This is a genomic window from Stenotrophomonas forensis, from assembly GCF_028752115.1.
In the GTDB taxonomy this organism is placed as follows: Bacteria; Pseudomonadota; Gammaproteobacteria; order Xanthomonadales; family Xanthomonadaceae; genus Stenotrophomonas; species Stenotrophomonas forensis.
In genome coordinates this window covers 3193803-3218547 of sequence record NZ_CP082270.1, presented here as the reverse complement: position 1 = coordinate 3218547, position 24745 = coordinate 3193803, and the positions used below count along the sequence as shown (strand labels likewise).

27 protein-coding genes are annotated in these 24745 nt (G+C 66.6%); 14 read left to right on the top strand and 13 right to left on the bottom strand.

The features are described 5' to 3' along the window. Window positions 1-2: 2 nt before the first annotated feature. A complete protein-coding gene (locus tag K5L94_RS14930) occupies window positions 3-629 on the top strand; it encodes a rhomboid family intramembrane serine protease (RefSeq protein WP_049458513.1) in 627 nt (208 codons plus the stop codon). A gap of 44 nt (window positions 630-673) precedes the next feature. Here the strand turns inward: K5L94_RS14930 and K5L94_RS14925 are convergent, their stop codons facing one another. Further along, window positions 674-859, bottom strand: coding sequence for a hypothetical protein (locus K5L94_RS14925; RefSeq protein WP_008264509.1), 186 nt, complete (start codon window positions 857-859; stop codon window positions 674-676). A 185-nt stretch (window positions 860-1044) separates the two neighbouring features. Between K5L94_RS14925 and K5L94_RS14920 the strand changes: the two genes are divergently transcribed. From K5L94_RS14920 to cfa, 3 genes are read left to right on the top strand one after another with little or no spacing between them, the layout of a single operon-like run. After that, window positions 1045-1347: a GNAT family N-acetyltransferase gene (locus K5L94_RS14920; protein WP_006377679.1), complete on the top strand. Its 303-nt coding sequence runs from the start codon at window positions 1045-1047 to the stop codon at window positions 1345-1347. Window positions 1348-1383: 36 nt separating this feature from the next. Further along, entirely contained in the window at window positions 1384-2265 is an 882-nt protein-coding gene (locus K5L94_RS14915; protein WP_180879732.1) for a DUF3298 and DUF4163 domain-containing protein, read from the top strand. A gap of 19 nt (window positions 2266-2284) precedes the next feature. Beyond that, complete coding sequence (cfa, locus tag K5L94_RS14910) at window positions 2285-3400, top strand: cyclopropane fatty acyl phospholipid synthase (RefSeq protein WP_180879730.1); 1116 nt, start codon at window positions 2285-2287, stop codon at window positions 3398-3400. Between the two features lie 174 nt (window positions 3401-3574). Here the strand turns inward: cfa and K5L94_RS14905 are convergent, their stop codons facing one another. Next, entirely contained in the window at window positions 3575-5743 is a 2169-nt protein-coding gene (locus tag K5L94_RS14905) for a M3 family metallopeptidase (protein ID WP_274510767.1), read from the bottom strand. A 130-nt stretch (window positions 5744-5873) separates the two neighbouring features. Between K5L94_RS14905 and K5L94_RS14900 the strand changes: the two genes are divergently transcribed. Next, a complete protein-coding gene (locus K5L94_RS14900; protein ID WP_274510766.1) occupies window positions 5874-6353 on the top strand; it encodes a glutathione peroxidase in 480 nt (159 codons plus the stop codon). A 79-nt stretch (window positions 6354-6432) separates the two neighbouring features. On the opposite strand, the gene K5L94_RS14895 is transcribed toward K5L94_RS14900, so the two are convergent. The 4 genes from K5L94_RS14895 to K5L94_RS14880 form a co-directional block, all read right to left on the bottom strand. Further along, on the bottom strand, window positions 6433-7212 hold the full coding sequence (locus tag K5L94_RS14895; protein ID WP_006455701.1) for a ferredoxin--NADP reductase: 780 nt from the start codon (window positions 7210-7212) through the stop codon (window positions 6433-6435). 80 nt (window positions 7213-7292) lie between these two features. Further along, entirely contained in the window at window positions 7293-9164 is a 1872-nt protein-coding gene (locus K5L94_RS14890; RefSeq protein ID WP_274510765.1) for an ABC transporter ATP-binding protein, read from the bottom strand. A gap of 363 nt (window positions 9165-9527) precedes the next feature. Then, window positions 9528-9977, bottom strand: a complete 450-nt coding sequence (locus K5L94_RS14885; RefSeq protein WP_274510764.1) for a carboxymuconolactone decarboxylase family protein — start codon at window positions 9975-9977, stop codon at window positions 9528-9530. Window positions 9978-10013: 36 nt separating this feature from the next. Then, window positions 10014-10910 (bottom strand): RNA polymerase sigma-70 factor, encoded by an 897-nt coding sequence (locus K5L94_RS14880; RefSeq protein WP_274510763.1) that lies wholly within the window; start codon window positions 10908-10910, stop codon window positions 10014-10016. Window positions 10911-11028: 118 nt separating this feature from the next. Between K5L94_RS14880 and K5L94_RS14875 the strand changes: the two genes are divergently transcribed. The 3 genes from K5L94_RS14875 to K5L94_RS14865 all read left to right on the top strand — a co-directional run bounded on the left by K5L94_RS14875 (window position 11029) and on the right by K5L94_RS14865 (window position 14162). After that, window positions 11029-12546 carry a fumarate hydratase gene (locus K5L94_RS14875; RefSeq protein WP_008268808.1) on the top strand — a complete coding sequence of 506 codons (1518 nt, stop codon included), beginning with the start codon at window positions 11029-11031 and terminating at the stop codon, window positions 12544-12546. Window positions 12547-13133: 587 nt separating this feature from the next. Next, a complete protein-coding gene (locus K5L94_RS14870) occupies window positions 13134-13469 on the top strand; it encodes a hypothetical protein (protein ID WP_053450265.1) in 336 nt (111 codons plus the stop codon). A gap of 57 nt (window positions 13470-13526) precedes the next feature. Further along, on the top strand, window positions 13527-14162 hold the full coding sequence (locus K5L94_RS14865; protein WP_180879718.1) for a glutathione S-transferase family protein: 636 nt from the start codon (window positions 13527-13529) through the stop codon (window positions 14160-14162). Between the two features lie 73 nt (window positions 14163-14235). Here the strand turns inward: K5L94_RS14865 and arsC are convergent, their stop codons facing one another. The 3 genes from arsC to K5L94_RS14850 all read right to left on the bottom strand — a co-directional run bounded on the left by arsC (window position 14236) and on the right by K5L94_RS14850 (window position 16335). Further along, window positions 14236-14577, bottom strand: a complete 342-nt coding sequence (arsC, locus tag K5L94_RS14860) for an arsenate reductase (glutaredoxin) (protein WP_180879716.1) — start codon at window positions 14575-14577, stop codon at window positions 14236-14238. Next, entirely contained in the window at window positions 14577-15731 is a 1155-nt protein-coding gene (locus K5L94_RS14855) for a phospholipase A (RefSeq protein ID WP_053450262.1), read from the bottom strand. Before K5L94_RS14855 ends, arsC begins: the two co-directional genes overlap by 1 nt. Window positions 15732-15849: 118 nt before the next feature. Next, window positions 15850-16335 (bottom strand): DUF456 domain-containing protein, encoded by a 486-nt coding sequence (locus tag K5L94_RS14850; protein WP_053450261.1) that lies wholly within the window; start codon window positions 16333-16335, stop codon window positions 15850-15852. A 236-nt stretch (window positions 16336-16571) separates the two neighbouring features. Between K5L94_RS14850 and K5L94_RS14845 the strand changes: the two genes are divergently transcribed. After that, complete coding sequence (locus tag K5L94_RS14845) at window positions 16572-16781, top strand: cold-shock protein (RefSeq protein WP_005410290.1); 210 nt, start codon at window positions 16572-16574, stop codon at window positions 16779-16781. A gap of 73 nt (window positions 16782-16854) precedes the next feature. On the opposite strand, the gene K5L94_RS14840 is transcribed toward K5L94_RS14845, so the two are convergent. Together K5L94_RS14840 and K5L94_RS14835 are read right to left on the bottom strand one after the other, a co-directional pair. Beyond that, window positions 16855-17349 (bottom strand): glycine zipper 2TM domain-containing protein, encoded by a 495-nt coding sequence (locus tag K5L94_RS14840; RefSeq protein WP_010486804.1) that lies wholly within the window; start codon window positions 17347-17349, stop codon window positions 16855-16857. Between the two features lie 135 nt (window positions 17350-17484). Continuing rightward, on the bottom strand, window positions 17485-17919 hold the full coding sequence (locus K5L94_RS14835) for a hypothetical protein (RefSeq protein ID WP_274510761.1): 435 nt from the start codon (window positions 17917-17919) through the stop codon (window positions 17485-17487). 80 nt (window positions 17920-17999) lie between these two features. Here K5L94_RS14835 and K5L94_RS14830 point away from each other — a divergent pair, with 80 nt between their 5' ends. Next, window positions 18000-18827, top strand: coding sequence for a tRNA threonylcarbamoyladenosine dehydratase (locus K5L94_RS14830; protein WP_053509648.1), 828 nt, complete (start codon window positions 18000-18002; stop codon window positions 18825-18827). 74 nt (window positions 18828-18901) lie between these two features. Here K5L94_RS14830 and K5L94_RS14825 read toward each other — a convergent pair whose 3' ends face one another. Continuing rightward, window positions 18902-19675, bottom strand: coding sequence for a TatD family hydrolase (locus tag K5L94_RS14825; RefSeq protein ID WP_053450258.1), 774 nt, complete (start codon window positions 19673-19675; stop codon window positions 18902-18904). Then, the gene (locus K5L94_RS14820; protein WP_040007412.1) at window positions 19672-19887 is read right to left on the bottom strand and encodes a DUF6116 family protein; all 216 of its coding nucleotides are present in this window, start codon (window positions 19885-19887) and stop codon (window positions 19672-19674) included. Before K5L94_RS14820 ends, K5L94_RS14825 begins: the two co-directional genes overlap by 4 nt. Before the next feature lie 163 nt (window positions 19888-20050). Between K5L94_RS14820 and K5L94_RS14815 the strand changes: the two genes are divergently transcribed. From K5L94_RS14815 to K5L94_RS14800, 4 genes are all read left to right on the top strand, one after another. Next, window positions 20051-20896 (top strand): glycine zipper 2TM domain-containing protein, encoded by an 846-nt coding sequence (locus tag K5L94_RS14815; RefSeq protein ID WP_053451351.1) that lies wholly within the window; start codon window positions 20051-20053, stop codon window positions 20894-20896. Between the two features lie 129 nt (window positions 20897-21025). After that, the gene (locus K5L94_RS14810; RefSeq protein WP_053450257.1) at window positions 21026-21568 is read left to right on the top strand and encodes a GNAT family N-acetyltransferase; all 543 of its coding nucleotides are present in this window, start codon (window positions 21026-21028) and stop codon (window positions 21566-21568) included. Window positions 21569-21744: 176 nt separating this feature from the next. Further along, window positions 21745-22401 (top strand): glutathione S-transferase family protein, encoded by a 657-nt coding sequence (locus tag K5L94_RS14805; protein WP_053451350.1) that lies wholly within the window; start codon window positions 21745-21747, stop codon window positions 22399-22401. Between the two features lie 62 nt (window positions 22402-22463). After that, entirely contained in the window at window positions 22464-24743 is a 2280-nt protein-coding gene (locus K5L94_RS14800) for a transketolase C-terminal domain-containing protein (RefSeq protein ID WP_053450256.1), read from the top strand. Window positions 24744-24745: the final 2 nt, after the last annotated feature.

The following is a 24745-nucleotide window of genomic DNA, read 5'->3' as shown; positions in this document are numbered from 1 at the left end:
ACATGACCCCCGTCAATCTGCTGTTGATCGCCATCACCGCCATCCTTTCGTGGATGGCGTTCAACAACCGCAAGCTGGCCGACCGCCTGATCCTGTGGCCGCCCGCCGTGGACCGCCATCGCCAGTACGACCGGCTGGTGACCTATGGCTTCATCCACGCCGACTGGTCGCACCTGATCTTCAACATGATCACCCTGTTCTTCTTCGGGGGATTCATCGAGAGCGTGATGGTGGAGCTGACCGGCAGCTACCTGACCTATCCGGCGTTCTATATCGGCGCGCTGCTGGTCTCGATCCTGCCCAGCTACCTGAAGAACCAGAAGAACCCGAACTACCTCAGCCTCGGTGCATCCGGGGCGGTGTCGGCGGTGCTGTTCGCCTTCATCCTGATCAAGCCGTGGTCGATCATCCTGGTGTTCTTCATCCCGGCGCCGGCCATCATCTACGCCGCGTTCTACGTCGGCTACAGCATCTGGATGGACAAGCGCGGTGGTGATCGCATCAACCACAGCGCACACCTGGCCGGTGCGGCGTTTGGCGTGATCTTCATGCTGGCCATGCAGCCGAGCATCTTCAACCACTTCCTGCGTGAACTCTCCAACCCGACCTTCCGCCTCGGCGGCGGTTGAGGGTGGGAACGGGGGCGGATCGGCAGCGATCCGCCCCGGCCGGTTCAGGCCGTGGTCTGCTGCCCGTAGGTGTCCAGCAGGCGGGCGAACACTTCCTCGCCGATGCGCTGGAAATCCTGGTCTTCGGTCTGCCCTTCCACTGCCAGCTGCAGCAGGCCCTCCAGCAGGGCACGGTCGGTATCGGAATGGGGATCGCTGGGGTGCATCGGGGCCTCCGCGGTGATGCGCATGGTCTACGGTCGCAAGGGCCGTGCCAGCCTGGCCGTACCCCTCCACAGGCGATAGCGGCCGCCCGCCCTCCAGCTTGAGGGTCGAAAACTGACGTGAATGGACCGCACTTGCCCCTGTTCAGGCTTCACGCGATCATGGCGCCCGGCTGCGCACCATCCACGCAGTCGCCGCAGGAGACAGTTCCATGGCTTCGGTCACGCCCCCCGGTCTGGCCTACGAGGTCGAACACGACCTGGCCAGCCATCGCTTCACCGCCCGTGTCCGAGGACAACTGGCGGTGCTTGATTATCAGATCAAGCGCAGGCGCATGGTCATCACCCACACCGAAGTGCCCGAGCCGATTGCCGGCCGCGGTATTGCCGGTGAGCTGACCCGCGTCGCGCTGCGCTTCGCCCGCGAGCAGAAATACAAGGTGGTGCCGGCGTGTTCGTATGCCGAGGCCTTCCTGCAGCGGCACGAGGAGTATCACGACCTGCTCGTCGGCTGATGCCGGCGGGCCACGCTTCAGCCATGGCAGGCGATGATGTACAAACATGAACAGGGGATCCCGATGAAGATTGGAAACAACCGGCCATTGCGCGGCAGCGTGCTGGCCGGCGTGGTGGGCGTGCTGTTGCTGGCCGGTTGCCAGCGTGAGAGCGAGCCGGCACCGGCGACCGACGCGGCCCCCGCCGCCGAGGCCCCGGTCGCGGGCGAGACACCCACCACGGAAGCGCCGCTGGATCTGCGCGACGTGATCGAGAACAACGAGCGCGAAGTGGTGGGCATCAGCTACCCGGCCGGCATCGACCGTTATCCGGGCCTGGCACGCGCGCTGCAGGACTATGCGACCAGCGCCCGCAGCGACCTGCAGCAGGCACTGGACGGGCTCGGCAACGACAAGCCGACCATGCCCTACGAGCTGTCGCTGAGCTTCGAGAAGCTGCTGGAGACCCCGCAGCTGGTGGTGGTCAGTGCCGATGGCAGCCGCTATACCGGAGGCGCCCACGGTGAGCCACTGGTGGCACGCTTCGTGTGGCTGCCGCAGCACCAGCAGATGCTCAGCGCCGAAAAGCTGGTGGCCGATGCCAAGGGCTGGAAGGCGATCAGCGATTTCGTCGCCGACCAGCTGCGCGAGCGCGTGGCCACCCGCCTCAGCGGCGAGGACATGGACCCGGCCCAGCTGCAGGAATCGCTGCGCAACGCATCGCGCATGATTGCCGACGGTACCGGCCCGCAGGCCGACAATTTCAGCCAGTTCCAGCCGCTGACCGACGACAAGGGGCAGATCACCGCGCTGCGCTTTGTTTTCCCGCCCTACCAGGTGGGTCCATACTCGGACGGCACGCAGACCGCCGATGTACCGGCGGCGGTGCTGTTGCCGCACGTGGCCAAGGACTACGTGGAGCTGTTCGCACGCGGTTGACCGCAGTCGAGGAGGTGGCGTGGATACAGGGTTGCAGGAGCGGGTCGCCGGCCTGCTGCAGGAAGCCGGGGTCCGCATCGGCGGCACCCAGCCACAGGACATCCAGGTGCATGATCCGCGCTTCTTCGCGCGGGTCATGGCGCACGGCTCGCTCGGCCTCGGCGAGAGCTACATGGACGGCTGGTGGGATGCCAACGTCCTGGACGACTTCCTCGTCCATCTGATGCAGGCGCACCTGGACGAACGGGTGCATGGCTGGCGCGAAGTGGCCGATGCGCTGAAGGCGCGCCTGTTCAACCTGCAGGCCGGGCAGGGCAGCTACGAGGTCGGCCGCCGCCATTACGACCTCGGCAATGACCTGTACCAGGCCATGCTCGGAACGCGCCTGGTCTACAGCTGCGGCTACTGGCGCACTGCCGATGATCTTGACGCCGCGCAGGAGGCCAAGCTCGACCTGGTCTGCCGCAAGCTGGGCCTGCGTCCGGGCCAGCGCGTGCTGGACATCGGCTGCGGTTGGGGCGAGGCACTGAAGTTCGCTGCCGAGCGCTACGGTGTCAGCGGCGTCGGCGTGACCATCTCCAGGGAGCAGGCCGAGTTCGCCCGTGAGTTGTGCGCCGGGCTGCCGATCGAAATCCGCCTGCAGGACTACCGCGAACTGGACGAGCCGTTCGATGCGATCTTCTCGATCGGCATGTTCGAGCACGTCGGTGACAAGAATTATTCCAGTTTCTTCGAGGTGGCCAGGCGCTGCCTGTCGCCACGCGGGTTGCTGTTGCTGCATACCATCGGCACCAACATCTCGCGGCATCGAACCGATCCATGGATCGCGCGCTACATCTTCCCGAACTCGATGCTGCCGTCGGCGGTGCAGATCAGCAAGGCATTCGAAGGACGCTTCGTGCTGGAGGACTGGCACAACTTCGGCACTGATTACGACCTGACCCTGCAGGCGTGGCGGCGCAACGTGGAAGCGGCCTGGCCGCGACTGGATGCGCGCTATGACGAGCACTTCCGGCGCATGTGGCGTTTCTACCTGGCCGGGTCGATGGCGACTTTCCGCTGCCGGCACGCGCAGCTGTGGCAGCTGGTGCTGTCGCCGGAAGGCGTGCCGGGCGGGTACATCGCGCCGCGATGACTGCCAGTAGATCCACGCCATGCGTGTATGGACGATGCCGGGGTTCATGGCCCGGAAGGATCGTGCCGACCAACGATCGGCCCCCACCCGTAGATCCATGCCATGCGTGGATGGCGCATGAAAAAACCGCCCGGTCTCCCGGGCGGTTTTCGTTTCACGCTACCGCGCGGGCGATCAGTTGCCGGCGCCGGTCAGGCCACGCTTTTCCAGCAGCGGTTCGATCTGCGGCTCGTGGCCGGCGAAATCGCGGAACAGCTGCATCGCGTCGACGCTGCCGCCCTTGGACAGCAGCGTAGCGCGGAAGTGGTCGCCGTTCTTGCGGCTCAGGCCGCCGTTGTCCTTGAACCACTTCTGGGTGTTGGCATCGAGCACTTCCGACCAGATGTAGGCGTAGTAGCCGGCCGAGTAGCCACCCATGATGTGGCTGAAGTACGGGGTCTTGTAGCGCGGCGGCACCGGCGCGTAGTAGATGCCGTCCTTCTCCAGCGCAGCGCGCTCGAAGGCCATCACGTCCTTGGCGGCCGGCACCTGGTCGGCGCCGATCTGGTGCCAGCGCTGGTCGAGCATCGCCGCACCCAGGTACTCGGTGGTGGCAAAGCCCTGGTTGAACTTGGCCGCAGCCAGCACCTTGTCCAGCAGTGCCTGCGGCATCGCCGAGCCGTTCTGGTAGTGCTTGGCGTAGTTCTTCAGGATGGCCGGGTTGTCCGACCACATCTCGTTGACCTGCGAGGGGAACTCGACGAAGTCGCGCGGTACCGAGGTGCCCGAGAAGTACGGGTACTTCACGTTGGAGAACATGCCGTGCAGCGCGTGGCCGAACTCGTGGAAGGTAGTGTTCACCTCATCCCAGGTCAGCAGGGTCGGCTGGCCGGCCGGCGGCTTCGGGATGTTCAGGTGGTTGGCCACCACCGGCTTGAAACCGGTCAGCTTGGACTGCGAAACGTAGGAGTTCATCCACGCACCGCCACGCTTGGACGCGCGCGCATACGGATCGAAGATGAAGATCGCCAGCTGGCTGCCGTCGGCGTCGAACACGTCGTAGACGGTGACGTCATCGTGGTAGACCGGCAGGTCGGTACGCTGCTTGAAGGTCAGGCCGAATTCCTGGCCGGCAGCATAGAACACGCCGTTTTCCAGCACGTTCTTCATTTCGAAGTACGGCTTCAGCTGCGACTCGTCGAAGTTGTACTTGGCCTGGCGCACCTTCTCGCTGTAGAAGGCCCAGTCCCACGGTTCGAGGGCGAAGGTCTTCTTGCCGGCGGCCTTCTGTTCCTGGTCGATCATCGCCTGCAGGTCGGCCGCTTCGCGCTTGGCGTTGGCCACGGCAGCCGGGGCCAGCTTGCCCAGCATCGCGTTGACCGCTTCGGGGGTCTTGGCGGTCTGGTTGGTCAGGTTGTAAGCGGCGAAGTTCGCAAAGCCCATCAGCTTGGCCTTGTCGGCACGCAGCTGCATGATGCGCGAGACCAGTGCGGTGTTGTCGAACTCGCCACCGCGGCTGCCACGGCTGATCGAGGCTTCGTAGATCTTCTGGCGCAGGGCGCGGTTGGCCAGGTTGGTCAGCGGCGGCTGGCCGGTGGTGTTGAGCAGGGTGATCACGTACTTGCCTTCCAGGCCACGGGCCTTGGCGGCTTCGGCGGCGGCAGCGATCTGCTCCTTGGACAGGCCGGCCAGCTCCTTGACGTCGTCGACGGTGATCGCCGAAGCGTTCACTTCCGACTGCACGTTCTGGCTGAACTTGGTGCCCAGGTTGGCCAGCTCGGCGTTCATCTCCTTCAGCGTGGCCTTGTCGGCCTCGGACAGCTTGGCGCCGGCGCGCACGTAGTTGTCGTAGTACTTCTCGACCAGGCGCACGCCTTCGGCGTCCAGGCCCAGCTGGCTGCGGGTGTCATACAGTGCCTGGATGCGCGCGAACAGCTTGCCGTTCAGCGCGATCGCATCGCTGTGCGCGGCGAACTTGGCCGAGTAGTCGGCCTGCAGCTTCTTGCGGGTGTCGTTGGTGTCGGCGCCGACCAGGCTGAAGAACACGGTGGTCGCGCGGTCGAGGATGTCACCGCTCTTTTCCAGGGCGATGATGGTGTTGTCGAAGGTCGGCTTGGCCTTGTTGTTGGCGATCGCCTCCACTTCCTTCAGCTGCTGCGCCATGCCGGCGTCGAAGGCCGGGGCGAAGTCGCTGTCCTTGATCCTGTCGAACTGCGGGAAATGCAGCGGCAGCGGGCTTTCGGCGAAGAACGGGTTGGCCTGCTGGGCATTGGTGCTGGCAGCCGGGGTGGCGGCGCCGGCCGAGAAGGCGGGCAGGGCAAGGCCGAGGGACATGGCCACGGCAAGGGCAAGGCGAGTGGTCAAGGTAGGAACTCCGGTAAGGCAAACAAGGGCCCGAGGGTAACCCGGCCAGCGGCGCCCGCACTTGTGTCAAAAGGCATGTTGCCGGGGCTGGGTGCGGGTACCATGCAATCACCGCCCACGCCCCGCCATCATGACCACCGCCTACGATTTCAGCTTCCGTGACCTCGATGGCCAGCCGCAGGCGCTGGCGCAGTTCCAGGGCCGTCCGCTGCTGCTGGTCAACGTCGCCAGTCGTTGCGGTTTCACCCCGCAGTACACCGGGCTGGAGCAGCTGTGGCAGGACTACCGCGAGCGCGGCCTGGTGGCGATCGGCTTTCCGTGCAACCAGTTCGGCGCGCAGGAGCCGGGTGATGCCGCGCAGATCCGCCAGTTCTGTTCGCTGGACTATCCGGTCAGCTTCCCCTTGTCGGAGAAGATCGAGGTCAACGGCAGCGGCGCCGATCCCCTGTGGGCATGGCTGTCACGCGAGAAGCGCGGCCTGCTGGGCATTGCCCGCATCAAATGGAACTTCAGCAAGTTCCTGGTCGATCGCAAGGGAAGGGTGGTGTCGCGGCATGCTCCGACCACCACGCCGGAGCAGCTGCGCAGCGCAATCGAAGCACTGCTGTGAAGGGTGGTAGTGCCGGCCGCTGGCCGGCAATCCCCTAGCGCACGGAGAGCCGGCCAGCGGCCGGCACCACCGTTACAGATTATTTCTCGACGAAGGCGCGTTCGAATACGTAGTGGCCCGGTTGGCCGATACGCGGCGAGACCTGGAAGCCACGGGCATCGAGCACGCTGCGCAGGTCGGCCAGCATCTGCGGGCTGCCGCAGATCATCGCGCGGTCGTTCTCCGGGCTCAGTTCCGGCAGGCCGAGGGTGCGCTGCATCTCACCGCTTTCCATCAGCGAGGTCAGGCGGCCCTGGTTGGCGAACGGCTCGCGGGTGACGGCCGGGTAGTACAGCAGCTTGTCGCCGATCATCTCGCCCAGGAACTCGTGCTCACGCAGTTCCTTCTCGAAATAATCGCGATAGGCCAGATCCTTTTCGTAGCGCACGCCATGGCACAGGATCACCTTCTCGAAGCGCTCGTAGGTCTCCGGGTCCTTGATCACCGACAGCCACGGTGCCATGCCGGTGCCGGTGCCCAGCAGGTACAGGTTCTTGCCGGGGTGCAGGTCGCTGATCAGCAGGGTGCCGGTAGGCTTCTTGCCGACCAGCACCTTGTCGCCCGGCTTGATGTGCTGCAGACGCGAGGTCAGCGGGCCGTCCTGCACCTTGATGCTGAAGAACTCCAGGTGCTCTTCCCAGTTGGCACTGGCGATGGAGTACGCGCGCAGCAGCGGCCGCGCCTCGGTTTCCAGGCCGATCATCACGAACTGGCCGTTCTCGAAGCGAAAACCGCTGTCGCGGGTGAGGGTGAAGCTGAAGTAGGCATCGGTCCAGTGACGGACCTCAAGCACCGTTTCGGCGCCAAAAGCGGAGGACATGGGCGTATCTATCGGAAGTCGTCGGGGGTGATTCTATCTCAAATGAGACAGGTTCTCATTAGGCGGAACGAGAGGCGTTCTCAGCGGTAGCCGGCCGCCTGCAGCTCGAACAGCTCGGCATAGCGGCCGCCCTGTGTCATCAGCTGCTCATGGGTGCCGCTGGCCTCGATCCGGCCGTCGGCCAGCACCAGGATGCGATCGGCCATGCGCACCGAAGAGAACCGGTGGGAAATCAGTACGGCAGTGCGATTATCCGCCAATTCCCTGAACCGCTGGAACACTTCGAACTCGCTGCGTGCGTCCAGCGCTGCCGTTGGCTCATCCAGGATCATCACCTGCGCATTGCGCATCCACGCACGGGCAATGGCGATCTTCTGCCACTGGCCACCGGACAGGTCCACGCCCTGCTTGAAGCGGCGCCCGATCAGCTGGTCGTAGCCGCCGGGCAGGTCGTCGATCACTTCCTCGGCCATGCCGCGGCGCGCGGCGTCGGCGATGCGTGCCCGATCGTCCATGGCCTCGACCTGGCCGACGCCGATGTTCTCGCCGGCGCTGAGGTTGTAGCGCACGAAGTCCTGGAAGATCACCCCGAGATTGGCGCGCAGGTCGTCCAGGTCGTAGTCGCGCAGGTCGCGGCCATCGAGCAGGATGCGGCCCTCGTCCGGTTCGTACAGCCGCGCCAGCAGCTTGACCAGGGTGGTCTTGCCGGCGCCGTTCTCGCCGACCAGGGCCAGTACCTCGCCAGCCTGCAGCTGGAAATCCAGGTGGCGTACCGCCCATTGCTCGGCATCCGGGTAGCGGAAGCCGACGTTCTCGAACACGAACCCCTGGCGGATCGGCTGCGGCACGCGCACTGCGCCTTCGCGCGAGTGGATCTCCGGCTGGATCTGGAAGAACGAGAACAGGTCATCCAGGTACAGCGCCTGGCTGGCTACCTGCGAGAACCCGATCAGCAGGCCTTCCAGCAGCTGGCGCAGGCGCAGGAAGCTGCCGGCGAGGAAGGTCAGGTCGCCGATCGAGAAATCGCCACGGACCGTGCGCCAGGCGATGTAGGCGTAGGCGGTGTAGTAGCCCAGCGTGCCCAACGCGGCCAGCAGCGTGCCCCAGAACGCGCGGCGCCGGGCCAGCGCCCGGTTGGCCTGGAACAGCGCCACCGACAGGCGCCGGTAGCGTTCCACCAGGAAGCGGTGCAGGTTGTAGATCTTCACTTCCTTGGCCGTTTCCACACTGGCACCGAGCTGGCGCAGGTAGTCGAGCTGGCGGCGCTCGGGCGTCCATTGGAAGTTCAAGCTGTAGCCGGCCGCGTTGAAGTGCGATTCGCCGATGAAGGCCGGCACCAGCGCCAGCGCGAGCAGCAGGATCAGCCACGGTGCGTAGACCAACAGGCCGATGGCCAGGCTGGCCACGGTAATCGCGTCCTGGACCTGGCCGAACAGCTGGCTCATCAGGTTCATCCGGCCCATGGTCTGGCGCCGCGCACGGTCCAGCTTGTCCTGCAGGTCCGGGTCCTCGAAGTCCTCCAGGTCCAGGGTCGCGGCGTGTTCCATCAGCCGGATGCTGGTGACGTTGGCGAACAGTTCCGACAGCAGGGCATCGGCATAGCTGACCAGGCGGCCGAGCAGGTCCGAGGCGATGGCCAGGCCGAATTCCAGGGCCAGCAGGCCCAGCAGTGGATTGAGCACGCCACTGGACAGCGCCTCGCCCAGCGGCGGGAAGCCGGCATCGTGTTGGCTCAGGTGCAGGGCGCTGTCGATGATCAGCTTGCCGACGTACAGCATCGCCACCGGCAGCAACGCACGGATCAGGCGCAGGCCGAGGCTGGCCAGGGTGAGCGCGGGGCTGGTCTGCCAGACCATGCGCAGGAACGGCGGCAGGTTGCGCATCGCCTTGAAGCGCTGGCGCAGGCTGGGTTTCTTCGCGGCGGCGGCGCCAGCGGTGGGGGTGGCAGGCATGCGCGTATTGTGCGCGCCTGATGCGTGCAGAGGGGGTCAGTGCAGCCGTGTGGCCGCGCCGGGGTCAGAACCCTTTGCGTCGCAAAGGGCTCTGACCCTCCCGCATCCACGCATGATGTGGATTTACCGTGTCGACCAAGGTCGACACCTACCAACAGCAGCAGGAAATCTGTCGAAGGCGGGGTGGGTCAGGTCGCAGGGGCGTGAGCCGCATGGATGCGGCGACCGAGCTTACATGGACGTACTTGCAGCGGCCCCTGTGGCCTGATCCACCCCGCCATTCCTCGGGAAACCAGCTTTTGACGCTGCTCTGGCTGTTGCCTCTGCCGGTGCCGGGCGCAGCCCGGCCAGCAGAACTCCCTGTTACGGCAGCGGCGGCAGCAGACCCGCGCCCAGCCGGTTCCAGGCATTGATCACCGCGATCCCCATGCTCAGGTCGCTGATGCCCTTCTCATCGAAGTGCGGTGCCAGCGCATCGAACGCCGCCTGCGATGGCGCCCCATGGGTCAACCGGGTCAGCGCCTCGGCCCAGCCCAGCGCGGCACGCTCGCGGGCATCGAAGAAGCGGCTTTCGTGCCATGCCGGCAGGGTGTCCAGCTTGCGCGGCTCGATGCCGCCCTTGCGCAGCGCGGTGCCGTGCATGTCCATGCAGTAGCCGCAGCCGTTGAGCTGCGACACGCGCAGGAACAGCAGTTCCATCAGGGTCGGATCGATCGAGCTGTCATGCACCGCCTTGCTGGTGGCCAGCAGGCCCTTGAAGGCCTCGGCGGCCAGGCGGGTGTAGGGAACGCGGGGAGAGGCATGGTCGGACATCGTGGGCTCCACGGCGGCCACGATGGCCGCCTTTCACTACCAGGACGCCGCGGCGTCCCCGTGCGTGACAACCCGTGGCAGCTTTTCCGGATTCAGCACGCTGTACACCTGGGCGATGCGGCCGTCGACCACTTCGATGGTGGTGACCGAATGCAGGCGGTCACCGATGAAGCGCAGGATCGCCGGTTCGCCGTTGACGTAGCCCAGCCGTGCCGGATGTGCCGCGCCGCGGCGGGCGATGGCCCAGAACAGGCGGCCGATGCGTTCGGCGCCCAGCAGCGGGCGCACCGCTGCGGTGACCACGCCGCCGCCGTCGGAAACCAGCAGTGCGTTGGCGTGCAGCAGGGCCTGGATCGCCTCGCTGTCGCCGCGCTGGGAGGCGTCCATGAAGCGCGCCAGCAGCTGCCGGTGCTGGCTGGGGTCGGCATTGAAGCGCGGTCGCCCGGCCTGCAGGCGTTGCCGCGCGCGGTGCACCAGCTGCCGGCAGTTGGCCTCGCTGTGGCCGATCAGGTCGGCGATCTCGCGGTAATCGTGATCGAAGGCCTCCTTCAGCAGGAACGCAGCGCGCTCTTCGGGGCCGAGCTGCTCAAGCAGGGTCAGGAAGGCCACCGAAACATCATCGGCAAACGCACGCAGCTGGGCCGGGCCGGGCGCCGGGTCCGGCTCCAGCGTGACCGCCAGCGGTTCAGCCAGCCACGGCCCGACGTAGTGCACGCGCTCGCGCTTGGCCGCGCGCAGCCGGTCCAGGCCGAGCCGGGTGGTGGCGGTGACCAGCCAGGCCTCGGCGTCGCGGACGCTGGCCGGGTCGGCGCCCGACCAGCGCAGCCAAGCGTCTTGGACCACGTCCTCGGCGTCGGCGCGGCTGCCGAGCAGGCGGTAGGCCAGGGCCATCAGGCGCGGACGGTGGGTCTGGAAGGTGGTTTCGGCGTTCATATGGGCAAGGACGCCGCGGCGGGCAGGGACGTGACACGAATGTACAACGGCACCCCCGGTGGCAGAGGGGGTAAAATGGTCGGATTACCCCCGCCAGCCTCCAGCAAGCGAGCAAGTCGTGACATCGATCAAGCAGGAAGACCTCATCCAGTCCATCGCCGACGCGCTGCAGTACATCTCGTACTACCACCCGGTCGACTACATCAAGAACCTTGCCGCCGCCTACGAGCGCGAGGAGTCGCCGGCCGCGAAGGAGGCGATGGCCCAGATCCTGATCAATTCGCGGATGTGCGCCGAAGGCCACCGTCCGATCTGCCAGGACACCGGTATCGTCACCGTGTTCCTGGAAATCGGCATGGACGTGCGCTGGGACGACGCCACCATGGGCGTGGAAGACATGGCCAATGAAGGCGTGCGCCGCGCCTACATGCACCCGGACAACAAGCTGCGCGCCTCGGTGCTGGCTGATCCGGCCGGCAAGCGCATCAACACCAAGGACAACACCCCGGGCGTGGTCAACGTCAAGGTGGTGCCGGGCAACACGGTCGACGTGATCGTCGCCGCCAAGGGCGGTGGTTCGGAAGCCAAGACCAAGTTCGCCATGCTCAACCCGTCCGACTCCATCGTCGACTGGGTGCTGAAGACCGTGCCGACCATGGGCGCCGGCTGGTGCCCGCCGGGCATGCTGGGCATCGGCATCGGTGGCACCGCTGAAAAGGCGATGCTGCTGGCCAAGGAAGCACTGATGGAGCCGATCGACATCACCGAGCTGCAGGCCCGGGGTGCGTCCAACCGCATCGAAGAGCTGCGCCTGGAGCTGTACGAGAAGGTCAACGCGCTGGGCATCGGCGCACAGGGCCTGGGCGGCCTGACCACCGTGCTCGACATCAAGATCAACGATTACCCGACCCACGCGGCCAACCTGCCGGTGGCGATGATCCCGAACTGCGCGGCCACCCGCCATGCGCACTTCACCCTGGACGGCAGCGGCCCGGTGATGCTGGACCCGCCGTCGCTGGAAGACTGGCCGAAGCTGACCTATGACGCGTCCAAGGGCACCCGCGTGGACCTGGACACGATCACGCCGGAAGACGTGGCCAGCTGGAAGCCGGGCCAGACCCTGCTGCTCAACGGCAAGCTGCTGACCGGCCGCGACGCCGCGCACAAGCGCATGGTCGACATGCTCAACAAGGGCGAACAGCTGCCGGTCGACCTGAAGGGCCGCTTCATCTACTACGTCGGTCCGGTCGATCCGGTGCGCGACGAAGTGGTGGGCCCGGCCGGCCCGACCACCGCCACCCGCATGGACAAGTTCACCCGCCAGGTGCTGGAGCAGACCGGCCTGCTGGGCATGGTCGGCAAGGCCGAGCGCGGCCCGGCCGCGATCGAAGCGATCCGTGACAACAAGTCGGCCTACCTGATGGCCGTCGGTGGTTCGGCCTACCTGGTGTCCAAGGCGATCAAGGCGGCCAAGGTGGTCGGCTTCGCCGACCTGGGCATGGAAGCGATCTACGAGTTCACCGTGCAGGACATGCCGGTGACCGTCGCCGTCGATTCCACCGGCGAGTCGGTGCACAAGACCGGCCCGCGCGAGTGGCAGGCCCGCATCGGCAAGATTCCGGTGGTGGTGGAGTAAGCCTCCCGTTCCAGTCTGGACAACGGCGCCCTTGTGGCGCCGTTGTTGCATGCAGCCTGCCCGTGGATGGCCTGCTCTGTTAACGTGCTGTCTGATGCATTGGAAGGGAGTCCATCGTGCGGCAGTGTTCGCGTGTTTTCGTCTTGCTGATCGCTGCGCTGGCGTGCAGTGCCTGTGGTCCGCGTTACTTCGTCGAGCCGCCAACCCATGAAGCTGGGAGGATCTGCGCGTCGGTCTGCGAGAGCCAGAAGGCAACGTGCGACTTCCACAACCGCGCCCGTGCCGAGTCGGACCAGCGGAGCTGCGAAAGCGAGAAGAGCCGGGTCATCAGCCGTTGCAGTGGTATCGCCGACGACAAGCAGCGGCACAACTGCGAAGGGGGCAACGGTGCCGGCAACTACTGCGGTTCCCCGGCACTTCCTTCATGCAATGCTCCGTACGCCCAGTGCCTGCTCTCCTGTGGCGGCACCGTGAATGAAGTCCGCACCGACACCGGTGTTCCCGTGTACTGAGCGGGGCGCGCATCGATGCCTGCACGAGCAACCGTGGTCTGCCAGGGTCGGCCTGCCCCTGCACTGGATGTGCCCATGCGCCTGCATCGATCCGTAGCGGCTGTGTTCCTGCTGGTCCTGGCCGGCTGCAGCACAGCGCCATCCTATGAAGGTGCGGATTTCTCCGCCTCCGCGCAGTGCCGCATGCAGTGCCAGGCCAGCTATCGCAGTTGCATGGCGCAGGACAGGACCGGCAACAGTGCGTTCAGCTGCGAACAGCAGGTGGTACCCGCGCCGGACAAGCGCTGCAAGGACGTCGCCAACCCTGAACTGCGCCGTGCCTGCGAGCTGAAGGCGCACGACTGTACGATGCGCGCGCCGATGATGTCCTGTGGTGAACAGCGGGATACCTGCATGAGCAGCTGCGGCTGAGCAACGGCCCGCGCAGGGGCGCATAATCGGCCGATCCAACCGCACAGGATCCGCCGCATGGGCACCACGCTGTATGGTTCGACCAGTACCGCCGCGCTGGTCGTGCACTGGCTGTTGATCGAGCTGGGCATCGAGCACGAGCTGGTGCTGCTGGATTTCGACGCGCGCGAGCACAAGGCGGCGGACTACCTGGCGCTGAATCCGGCCGGTGTGGTGCCGACGCTGATGATCGATGGCCTGGTACTGACCGAGGCGGCGGCGATCGCGCTGTACCTGGCCGACCGCCATCCGGACGCCGGCCTGCTGCCGGCGGTGGGTACGCCCCAGCGCGGCGACGCCTATCGCTGGATGTTCTGGTGCGCCAATACGCTGCAGCCGGCCTATCGGGCCTGGTTCTATCCGCACGAAGTGGCCGGCGAGGCCCATGTGCAGGCCAGCCGCGAGATGGCACGGCTGCGCCTGGAAGCGGCCTGGCAGCAGGTGGCCACGCACCTGCAGGGGCACGGTCCCTATCTGTTGGGGGCAACGCCGTGCGTGGTCGACTACATGCTGGTGATGCTGATGCGCTGGTCGCGCAACATGCCCACGCCCAGTGACACCTGGCCGACGCTCAAGTCGCACGCCACCTCGATGAAGGCGCGTCCGGCGTTCGCCGAAGTCTATCGCCGCGAAGGCATCACCGACTGGCTGTAACCGAAAAAGGGGACGGAGGGAATTAAGTCGCTTGTGCACAAACGACTTAATTCCCTCCGTCCCCTTTTTCAGGTTACAGGATCTGCAGCACCGTTTCCGGTGGGCGGCACAGCCGCGTGCCCTTGGGCGTGCGCACCACCGGCCGGTTGATCAACCGCGGGTGCTCGGCCATTGCAGCCAACAAGGTGGCATCGTCGGCTTGTTCCAGTCCGAGTTCGGTGAACTGCGCTTCCTTGCTGCGCACCAGTTCACGCGCGCTCAATCCGGAATCGGCCAGCACCTCGCGCAGCGCGGCCACATCGGGCGGATTGCCCAGGTACTCGACCACCACCGGGTCGAAGCCGGCATCGCGGATCAGCTTCAATGCGCCGCGTGAATTACTGCAGGCCGGGTTGTGCCAGATCGTCACGTCCATCAGAACCACTCCAGCAGCGACACGCCCACGCCGACATAGGTGGCCTTGTGGTTGTAGTCGATCAGGCTTTCGCCGTAGCCATCGAAGATCTGCACATGACCGCGCAGCAGGTTGCTGATCGGGAAGCCGTAATCCAGCTGCAACGCGCCATGCGAGCGGCTGCCGGTGCGCAGCGAATGGCGCGCCATCAGCGCGACCTCGTGGCCGTTGCGGTTCCAGATCAGGGTCGCGTCGCCGCGGCCCATGTAGTCCTCGATGTCCGGGTTGTTGTCGTCGCTGCGGGTCTCCGGAATGCGGTACCACGGGCGCAGCACCAGTGCCCAGTTCTCGCGGTCCAGGCCGATGTTGAGCATCACCCGGTTCCAGCTGCGTGACAGCGGATCGGCGCGGCCGTTGGACTGGTGGTTCAGCGCGATGCCGGTCATGCGCCCGCGCCAGCCACCGATCGAATAGCCGTTGCGGAACACCATCATCACTTCGGGTTCGTAGTTGGTTTCGCGGAACGGGCGCGAATCCTCGCCGTTGTAGGCCTGCCAGCGCGAGCTCTGGGTATAGCCGGCCCAGATGTCGCCGTTGTCGCCGAACAGGTTCTCGGCGACCTTGGTCTTGAAGCTGATCTGGAACTTCAGTTCGGCACTGTCCAGCACCTGCGGCGTGGTGACCGTGTTGGCCGGGTTCGGCGAATGCGGCGTGGTGTTGCGGTCGCTGGTCCAGAACGCGGGCAGCAGGTACACCGGCTTGTAGGCCCGCAGCTGGAACGGGCCGAGCTTGGAGTCTTCGGCCAGCTCCCAGCGGCTGTCCAGCAGCGAGCCGCGGCCGGCGTTGGCCAGCGCACTGTCCGCTGCCGCCGGGCGGAACAGGTCGCTGACGCGTTCGCGCAGTTTCTCCTCGCCCTGGCTCACCCGCGCGGTCTGCCGCTCTTCGCGGCGCGCCTGCGCGGCGGCCTCTGCGGCAGCATCGGCAGCCGCGGTGGCCTGCGGGGTGTGCGCGAACAGGCGGTCGTAGCAGGCCAGGCGGGCCGCATCGGTGGTGATGGCCGCGCAGGCAGCGGGCGAGGTGTCGGTGCTGGGCACGAACTCCTGCGCCGCCAGCGGTGCACTGGCCAGGGCCAGCGCCAGCGGCGCAAGGCGGGGAAGCAACGGGGGGAGGGTCATTCCAACAGGCCCTTCGGTGAATACGGGGATCGCACAGTGTGGCGGCTGCACCTGATCGCGGCCAGCCCCCACGGTTTATGCACGGCCACCGCGTGCGCAGGGCGTGAAGGCAGCGCCGTCACAGGAACCAGGCGAAGGCGAACAGGCCCAGCATGGCGATCACCACCGCCAGCTTCAGCGCCAGGCCGAGCAGGATGCCGAGCCAGGTGGCGAGGCCGACCCTGGTCGAGCGTCCCAGCTCGCGGGTGTGCCAGTACTCGCCAAGCAGGGCACCGACCAGCGGCCCGGCGAACAGGCCGATGGGCATGAAGAACAGGCCGACGATGCTGCCGACGAAAGTGCCCCAGAGCGCCTTTCGGCTGGCCCCGACCCGCTGCGCACCGACCACGGTGGCCAGCACGTCCACCAGCAGCGAGAGCAGGGTCAGCACGCCCAGTACGACCAGGGTCGGCCAGCCGACATGGACGAAGCCATCAGCCCAGGCCGCCAGCAGCAGTCCGATGAACACCAGCGGGATGCCGGGAAGGGCTGGAAGGATGATTCCGGCGATGCCGACAAGGACAAAAATGACCGCTAGCAGATATAAGATGAATGAGAGTCCCATGCTGTCCCGTATGGTGGTCGATTTGGGGTTGACAGTGAAAGATTTTGCCAGTTGCTTTTTCGTTTTGGGCGGGTTAAGTTGCAGTCGCTGAGCTTGGCAAGGTCACCGTGGATCGTGGCCTGATGAAGCAAGATCTTCCCGATCCGCTGCATCGATGCACCTCGCTTCCCCCTTGCTTGTCAGCCGCCCAACAGGCGTTTCCAACAACAAGAGAGAGTCACCAGGGAGTTAGTGAGATGTCTGATCGCGAGACCGGTACCGTCAAGTGGTTCAACGATGCAAAGGGCTTCGGCTTCATCAGCCGTGAAAACGGCGAAGACGTGTTCGTGCACTTCCGCGCCATCCAGACCCAGGGCTTCAAGAGCCTGAAGGAAGGCCAGAAGGTCACCTTCACCGTCGTGCAGGGCCAGAAGGGCCTGCAGGCCGACGCCGTGCAGCCGACCTGATCGCGCTGTACAACGTCACATGAAAAAGGCCCGCGCAAGCGGGCCTTTTTCCTTGCCATCGGCCCGGGGCAGGTCAGCGCAGGATGACCTTGCCGTTGACCACGCGCACGTAGGTGTTCTCGCGGATGCCGCCGAGGTCACGCTGGTTGACCACGATGGTGCGGCCATCGTCCATGCGCACGCTGATGTCATAGGTGTCGCTGGTGACGTTCTTCTGGATCTGGTTGCCGGCCAGCGCGCCACCCACTGCGCCCGCTGCAGCCGCGATGTTCTTGTTGCCGCGGCTGCCACCGGTGTGGTCGGAGATTTCGTGGCCGGCCACGGCACCGACGATGCCGCCGAGGATCGCGCCGGTGGCGCTGGGCGCGGTGCGGCCGGACTGCACGGTGTTGATGCGGGTGACGATGCCGCAGTCGGCGCAGCGGCCCTGGTTGTAGCCGCCGTTGTTGCCATAGCCGCCATTGTTGTAGCCATTGTTGTAACCACCACCGCCGTAACCGGGCGAGGTGGCACAGCCAGCCAGGGCGAGGGTAGCGATGGCGCTGGCGGCGATGAGCTGGATCTTCATGGGGCGTCTCCTGGCCGTGAAGGCGGGTGCGTTGGGTGGTACTGCGTCATGCAGCAGGGTGGACGAATCGTCCCCTTTCGAACGTGAACAAGGCGCCAACCGCGCGTGCATTGCCCGGCTGCAGGATGAATGCGCTTAGCGGAAATCCTGATGGCAGGCGCGGCAGTCGGCCTGCAGCGTATCCACCACCTGGGCCAGGGCAGTGCAGTCGCTGGGGGGCGCAGCCAGCGCGGCGTTGAGGTTGCCGCGCAGCCGGCTGGCGTGCTGCTGGAACTGCGCACTGTCCTTCAGCCCAGGAAAAGCCAGGTCCAGGTCGTTGGACAGCAGGCGAATGGCCTGCAGCCGCGGCACGCTGTCGGCCAGGCTGCAGCGGTTCTGCTGCTGGGCCTGCTGCTGCAGCTGCGATTGCCGCTGCATCACCTGCATGAGGCTGTCCGGGAACGGGTCGCGGCGGGCCTGCAGGGCGCGTCCGACCATCACCGTTGCGATCAGGCCGATCAGCAGGCCCAGGCACAGTACGAACAGGTAGCGATGGGCGGTGCTCAGGCGACGGGGCGGGCTGGCGTTCATGGCGGGCTCTCCGGGCGTGCAACGGTGGGTTCGATGCCGGCGCGCTGCAGGCGCCGGCACCTGCACGTTAAAATAGCCCGATGAACGAACAGGTCAAACAACGCTTCGCCGGCATCGAACGGCTGTATGGCGTGGGTGCGCTCGAGCGCCTGCAGGGCAGCCGCGTGGCGGTGGTGGGCATGGGTGGTGTCGGCTCATGGGTGGTGGAGGCGCTGGCCCGTTCGGCGGTCGGCCACCTGACCCTGATCGACGCCGATGACATCTGCGTGTCCAACACCAACCGGCAGCTGCCGGCGATGGAAGGCAACTATGGCCGCAACAAGGCCGAGGCGATGGCCGAGCGCTGCCGCGCGATCAATCCGGACATCGAAGCCGATGCCGTGCAGGCCTTCCTGACCGTCTCCAACATGGCCGAACTGCTGGATCGCGGTTTCGATCTGGTGATCGACGCCTGCGACAGCTTCCGGGTCAAGGTCGAAACCATCGCCTGGTGCCGCCGCCGCAAGCTGCCGCTGCTGACGGTGGGCGCTGCCGGCGGCCGCACCGATCCGACCCTGGTGCGCATCCGTGATGTTTCGCGCACCGAGCACGATGCGATGCTGGCGCTGATCCGCAAGAAGCTGCGCAGCGAATTCAATTTCCCGAAGAATGCAAAGCGCTACTTCGGCGTGCCGGCGGTGTATTCATTGGAAAACGTGAAGTACCCGCAGGCCGATGGCAGCGTGTGTGGCATCCGCCCGAACCTGGGCGCCGATGCGGCACTGAAGCTGGACTGCGGCGCAGGCCTGGGCGCCGCGACGCACATCACCGGCGCGTTCGCCTTCGCCGCGGTCGGCAAGGCGCTGGAAATGCTGCTGGAACCGAAGAAGGTGAAGGCCGAAGTGGTCGAGGCCCATGCCGACGCGTGACGGTAGTGCCGGCCGCTGGCCGGCAGCGCCCGAATGATTGAATCAGTGCGGATGCCGGCCAGCGGCCGGCACCGTTAAATCGCCGGCAGCGCGAACAACCGCTGCGCATTTCCGGTGGTGGCCTGTGCCACCGCATCCAGTTCCATTCCACGCAACGCCGCCACATGGCGGGCGATGACGGCCAGCCGTGCCGGTTCGTTGCGCTGGCCGCGGATGCCGGCATCAGGCTGGTCCGGCGCATCGGTCTCCAGCAGCAGCTGCTCCAGCGGCATCTGACGGACCAGTCGCTGCAGGCGCTGCGCGCGATCGTAGGTCAGCGGGCCGCCCAGGCCCAGCAGGAAACCCTGCCTGTGCAGCTGCGCGGCCTGTTCCGGGCTGCCGGAAAAGCTGTGCACCACGCCGCGCAGGCCACCGATGCGGCGGATCGCGGCAATCACCGCGTCCACCGCGCGCCGCGCATGCACGATCACCGGAAGATCGAACTCGCGGGCCAGCTCCAGCTGGCCAATGAAATAGGCCTGCTGCGCCTCGGCATCCAGCCCCTCAACGAAGAAATCCAGGCCGCATTCGCCGATCGCGCAGGGGCGTTCGCGTTCGATCCACTCGCGCAGCAGCGGCAGGTGCCCGGGCTGGTGCTCGGCCAGGAACATCGGGTGCAGGCCGTAGGCCGGGTACAGCCCCGGCGCCTGCCGGCAGACCTCGCGCAGCGTTGGCCAGCTGGCGGCGGTCACCGCGGGCACGACCTGCTGGCGCACGCCCGCGGCCTGCGCACGATCGATCACCGCAGCGCGGTCATCGTCGAAGGCGCTGGCGTCCAGATGGCAGTGGCTGTCGACCAGCAGACTCAACGCTGTTCCAGCGGCGGCGGCGGGGTGGCGTTGCGGCTTTTCCAGTTGGCCAGCAGCAGCGTGCCGAAGCCCAGTACCAGCTCGTCGACGAACGGGATCGGGTCGGGAATGAACAAGGTCAGCACGAACAGGCCGGCCGTGAGCTTGAACAGGGTGGGGTAGCGCAGCCGGCGCGCCCATTGCAGTACCGGCAGCAGCATCGCGTTGGCCATGGCGGGAATCCTCGTGGGTAACATGCAAACGCTACCACGGGCCCAGCATTTCCCGATGCTGAATGGGTTACAGCAATGAGCAGGAAATGTGGAGATTCCGTTCAGGCAGCCCATGCTGCAATCTGGCCCGAGAACGTTGCGGATGGTCCGCAAGGAGCAGGTCATGAAAAGCACAACTACAACTGTCCTGGTCGCAGCGGGCGCGCTGCTGGTCGGTGGCATCGCCACCGCCGCCTTCATGAAGAGTGGCGACACGTCGCCCGATTCCATCAGCGCCGGAACCCCCAATGCCGAATCGCGCCTGGCCGATGGCAATGCCATTGACGACGGTGCGCGTGGTGACAAGCTAGACCCGTCGGCGCCGCGCGGCCTGGAGTACGCCGACGTGCTGAAGGTCGACCCGATCACCGAGAAGCAGAAGGCCTATGCCACCGTGATCGGTACCGATCCGGTGCGCGAGACCTCCACCACCCAGACCCCGCACGAAGTCTGCCAGGACGTGACCGTGCAGGAGCGCCTGCCGGAGCGTGACGGCAACGTCGGCGGTACCGTGGTCGGCGCGGTGGTTGGTGGCCTGCTCGGCAACCAGGTCGGCGGCGGCAACGGCAAGAAGGCCGCAACCGCGGCCGGCGCGGTGGCCGGTGGCTTCATCGGCAACCAGATCGACAAGCGCCACGTGGGTGGCCGCGTGGTCAACCGCACCGAGCGCCAGTGCCACACCGAGACTGCCACCTCCGAGTCGAGCCGCGTTACCGGTTACAACGTGACCTACCGCAACGAGGACGGCACCACCGGTACCATGCGCATGGCCAGCAAGCCGGGTAACCGCATTGCCATGGGCAACACCGATGTGGTCAAGGGCTACAACGTGACCTATCGCTATGACGGTGCCGAGAAGACCGTGCGCATGGACAACAAGCCGGCCAGCGATCGCCTGCCGGTGGTCGATGGCCAGCTGGTCACGCAGACCGCAGCCGCGGGTGCCACTGCCGCAGCCACGCGCCAGTAAGCCCAGGCGCAACATGCAGTAGCCAACGGGCCGGCGCATGCCGGCCCGTTTCGTTTTTCGGGCCGGAATTCATCCCGTCGGGTCAGGGATCGACCATCATGGTCGCCCTTCCCACGACATGGAGTCGGCATGAGCATCTTCGACCTGCGCCTGGAAACCGAGCGGCTGGTCCTGCGCCCCCTGCTGCGCGAGGATTACGAAGCCTACCTGGCGTTCTGCGCCGACGAGGAAACGATGCGAACCCTGGGCGGCGTGCAGCCGCCTTCTGTGGCCTGGCGCGGCTTCTGCAGCCTGGCCGGCGCCTGGCAGCTGTTCGGCTTCTCGATGTTCAGCGTGATCGAGAAATCGAGCGGCGAATGGATCGGGCGGATGGGGCCCTGGCAACCGCAGGACTGGCCCGGTACCGAGGTTGGCTGGGGCATCCGTCATGCCAGCTGGGGCCGGGGCTATGCGCCGGAAGCGGCAGTTGCGGCGATCGACTGGGCTTTCGATACGCTGGGCTGGGACGAGGTGATCCACACCATTGCCGAGAACAACGACAACTCGCGGGCGGTCGCGCGCAAGCTCGGCAGCACGCTGCTGCGCATGGGGGAGCTGCCGCCGCCGTACAACGACAAGCCGATGCAGATCTGGGGCCAGTCACGCGAGCAGTGGAGGAAGCGCGCGCGCTGAGCGTTGCCTGGTAGTGCCGGCCGCTGGCCGGCAATCGCTTGGATCCTGCTGCATCGAGGATGCCGGCCAGCGGCCGGCGCTACCGTGTGGGCATGCTGCACCCGCGCTTGGCAATCATCGGCGCGCTTGCCAGACTGCACGCAGCCGGCCGCCGGCCGGATCCGATGGAGCAGGCGATGGTGGAAGAGCGCGTCCCGTTGACGGTGCATGGCATGTCGGTCTCGGGCAATTGCCACAAGGTACGCCTGCTGCTGGAGCAGCTCGGCAGCCGCTACCGCTGGGTGGAAGTGGACAGTGCCCATGGCCAGACCCACACCGCTGAATTCCTTGCACTGAACCCGAATGCCAAGGTGCCGCTGATCGTCCGTGACGACGGCCGCGTGCTGACCGAGTCCAATGCGATCCTGTTCTGGCTGGCCGAAGGCACGCCGTACCTGCCCAGCGACGGCTGGGAGCGCGCGCAGGCGTTGAGCTGGATGTTCTTCGAGCAGTACACGCATGAGCCGTGCGTGGCGGTGGCGCGCTTCATCCGTGGCTGGACGGCCCCCGATTCGCCGCGCCGCGCTGAACTGCCGAGGCTGCACGAGCGTGCCGCCACCGCACTGGCGGTGATGGAGCAGCACCTGCGCCAGGCGCCCTGGTTCACCGGCAGCGAGTACGGCATCGCCGACATCGCGCTGTTCGCCTACACCGACGTGGCAGGCGAGGGCGGCATCGACCTGGCGCCGTTCCCCGAGGTGCGCGCCTGGCTGCAGCGCGTGCGTGGGCAACCGCGCTTCCTGCCGATGCCGGCGGTGACCGCCGAGGTGCGTGCACGCTTCGACGCCGCGTGAATTCCACAGGGTAGCGCCGGGCCACGCCCGGCGGAACGCAACAACGACACGGAGGGTGTTCGATGTTTGCTGTGGTTCCAGATCCGATTCCCGCGCGCATGCGCGTGCTCAACCGCGCCGACGTGTGCGACGCCAATTTCCTCGATGCGGTACGTGGCTGGCGCGGTACCCCACGCCAGCGGCCGGCACCGGATGCACCGATACTGCCTGGCAGCACGCTCACCGCCGCGGCCTTTGCCGACCTGTTCGACTCGCAGCTGGCCAGCCGCCAGCTGGACCTGATGGCACGCGTGCTGCGTGTGCAGAACAAGGTTTTCTACACCATCGGCTCCTCCGGCCATGAGGGCAACGCGCTGCTGGCACGCGCCAGCCGGCATACCGATCCGGCGTTCCTGCACTATCGTTCCGGCGCCTTCATGGCCGAGCGTTCGCGGCAGGTGCCGGGCATCGATCCGTTGCGTGATGCCGCGCTGTCCTTCGCCGCCAGCGCCGATGATCCGGCCAGCGGCGGGCGCCACAAGGTGTGGGGCAGCAAGCCGTTGTGGGTGCTGCCGCAGACCTCGACGATCGCCTCGCACCTGCCCAAGGCGCTGGGGACCGCGCTGGCCATCGAGAGTGGCAAGCGGCTGGGGCAGCCGCTGCCGATCCCGGCCGACAGCATCGTGCTGTGCTCGTTCGGTGATGCCTCGGCCAACCATGCCACGGCGCAGACCGCGTTCAACACGGCGATGTGGTCGGCCTACCAGAAGCTGCCGGCACCGGTCCTGTTCGTCTGCGAGGACAACGGGCTGGGCATCTCGGTGAAGACGCCGGACGGCTGGATTGCCGAGCGCTTCAGCCGCCAGCCCGGGCTGGATTATTTCTTCGCCGATGGCCTGGATCTGGCGGTCGGCCACGCCCAGGTGCAGGCCGCAGTGGAGCACTGCCGGCGTACCCGGCGGCCGACCTTCCTGCACCTGCGCACCACGCGCCTGATGGGCCATGCCGGCACCGATTTTGAAGTGGAATGGCGCGCGTTGCCGGAGCTGTGCGCGGCCGAGGCACAGGACCCGTTGCTGCGCTCGGCGCAGATCGCGATGGAGTCGGGCTGGATGGATGCCGCCGCCATCGAGGTGGCCTACGAGACCATGCGTGCGCGCTGCATGGCCGCCGCCGCCGAGGCCGAAGGCCGCCCGAAGCTGCAGTCGCTGCAGGACGTGATGGCGCCACTGGCGCCGTACACGCCGGCGGCGGTGCTGGCCGAGGCCCGGCGTGAGGTTGCCGACGAAGCGCGCGAGGCCCTGTACGGCGGTGCCGAGGCGCTGCCGGAGCGGCAGGCACCGCGGCATCTGGCGATCCAGATCAACCACGGCCTGCAGGAACTGCTGGCCAAGTACCCGCAGAGCCTGCTGTTCGGTGAGGACGTAGCGCAGAAGGGCGGGGTGTATACGGTCAGCAAGGACCTGCTGCGCCGGTTCGGCCCGCGCCGGGTGTTCAACACCCTGCTGGACGAGACCATGATCCTGGGCATGGCCCAGGGCCTGGCCAACATGGGCATGCTGCCGATCCCGGAAATCCAGTACCTGGCCTATCTGCACAACGCCATCGACCAGGTGCGCGGCGAAGCCTGCTCGCTGCAGTTCTTCTCCAACGACCAGTTCCGCAACCCGATGCTGGTGCGGGTGGCCGGGCTGGGCTACCAGAAGGGCTTCGGTGGCCATTTCCACAACGACAACTCGATCACCGCGCTGCGCGACATCCCCGGCCTGGTGGTCGGTTGCCCGTCGCGCGGCGACGATGCGGTGATGATGCTGCGCACGCTGGCCGCGCTGGCGCGGGTGGATGGGCGGGTGGCCGTGTTCCTTGAGCCGATCGCGCTGTACATGAGCAAGGACCTGCACGAAGCGGGCGATGGCCAGTGGTTGTTCGACTACCCGGCGCAGGGCCAGGCGCTGGTGCCGGGCGAGGGCCGGGTCTACGCCGCCGACGCCGGGGACCTGGTGGTCTTCACCTATGGCAACGGCGTGCCGATGGCGCTGCGTGCGGCGCGCGCGATCGAGCAGCAGCTGGGCTGGCAGGTGCGGGTGGTCGACCTGCGCTGGCTGGTGCCACTGGATGCCGCCTTCATCGCCACACAGGCCGCCAGTGCCCGGCGGGTGCTGGTGCTGGACGAGGGGCGGCACAGCGGCGGGGTGGGCGAGGGCGTGGTCACCGCGCTGGTCGAGGCCGGCTTCGGCCACCTGCCGCTGCGCCGGGTCTGCGGTGCCGATACCTATACCCCGCTGGCGGGGGCAGCAATGTTCGGGCTTCCAAGCGACAATGCAGTGATTGGCGCCGCCCTTGAACTGGCGCAGGAACCCTGATG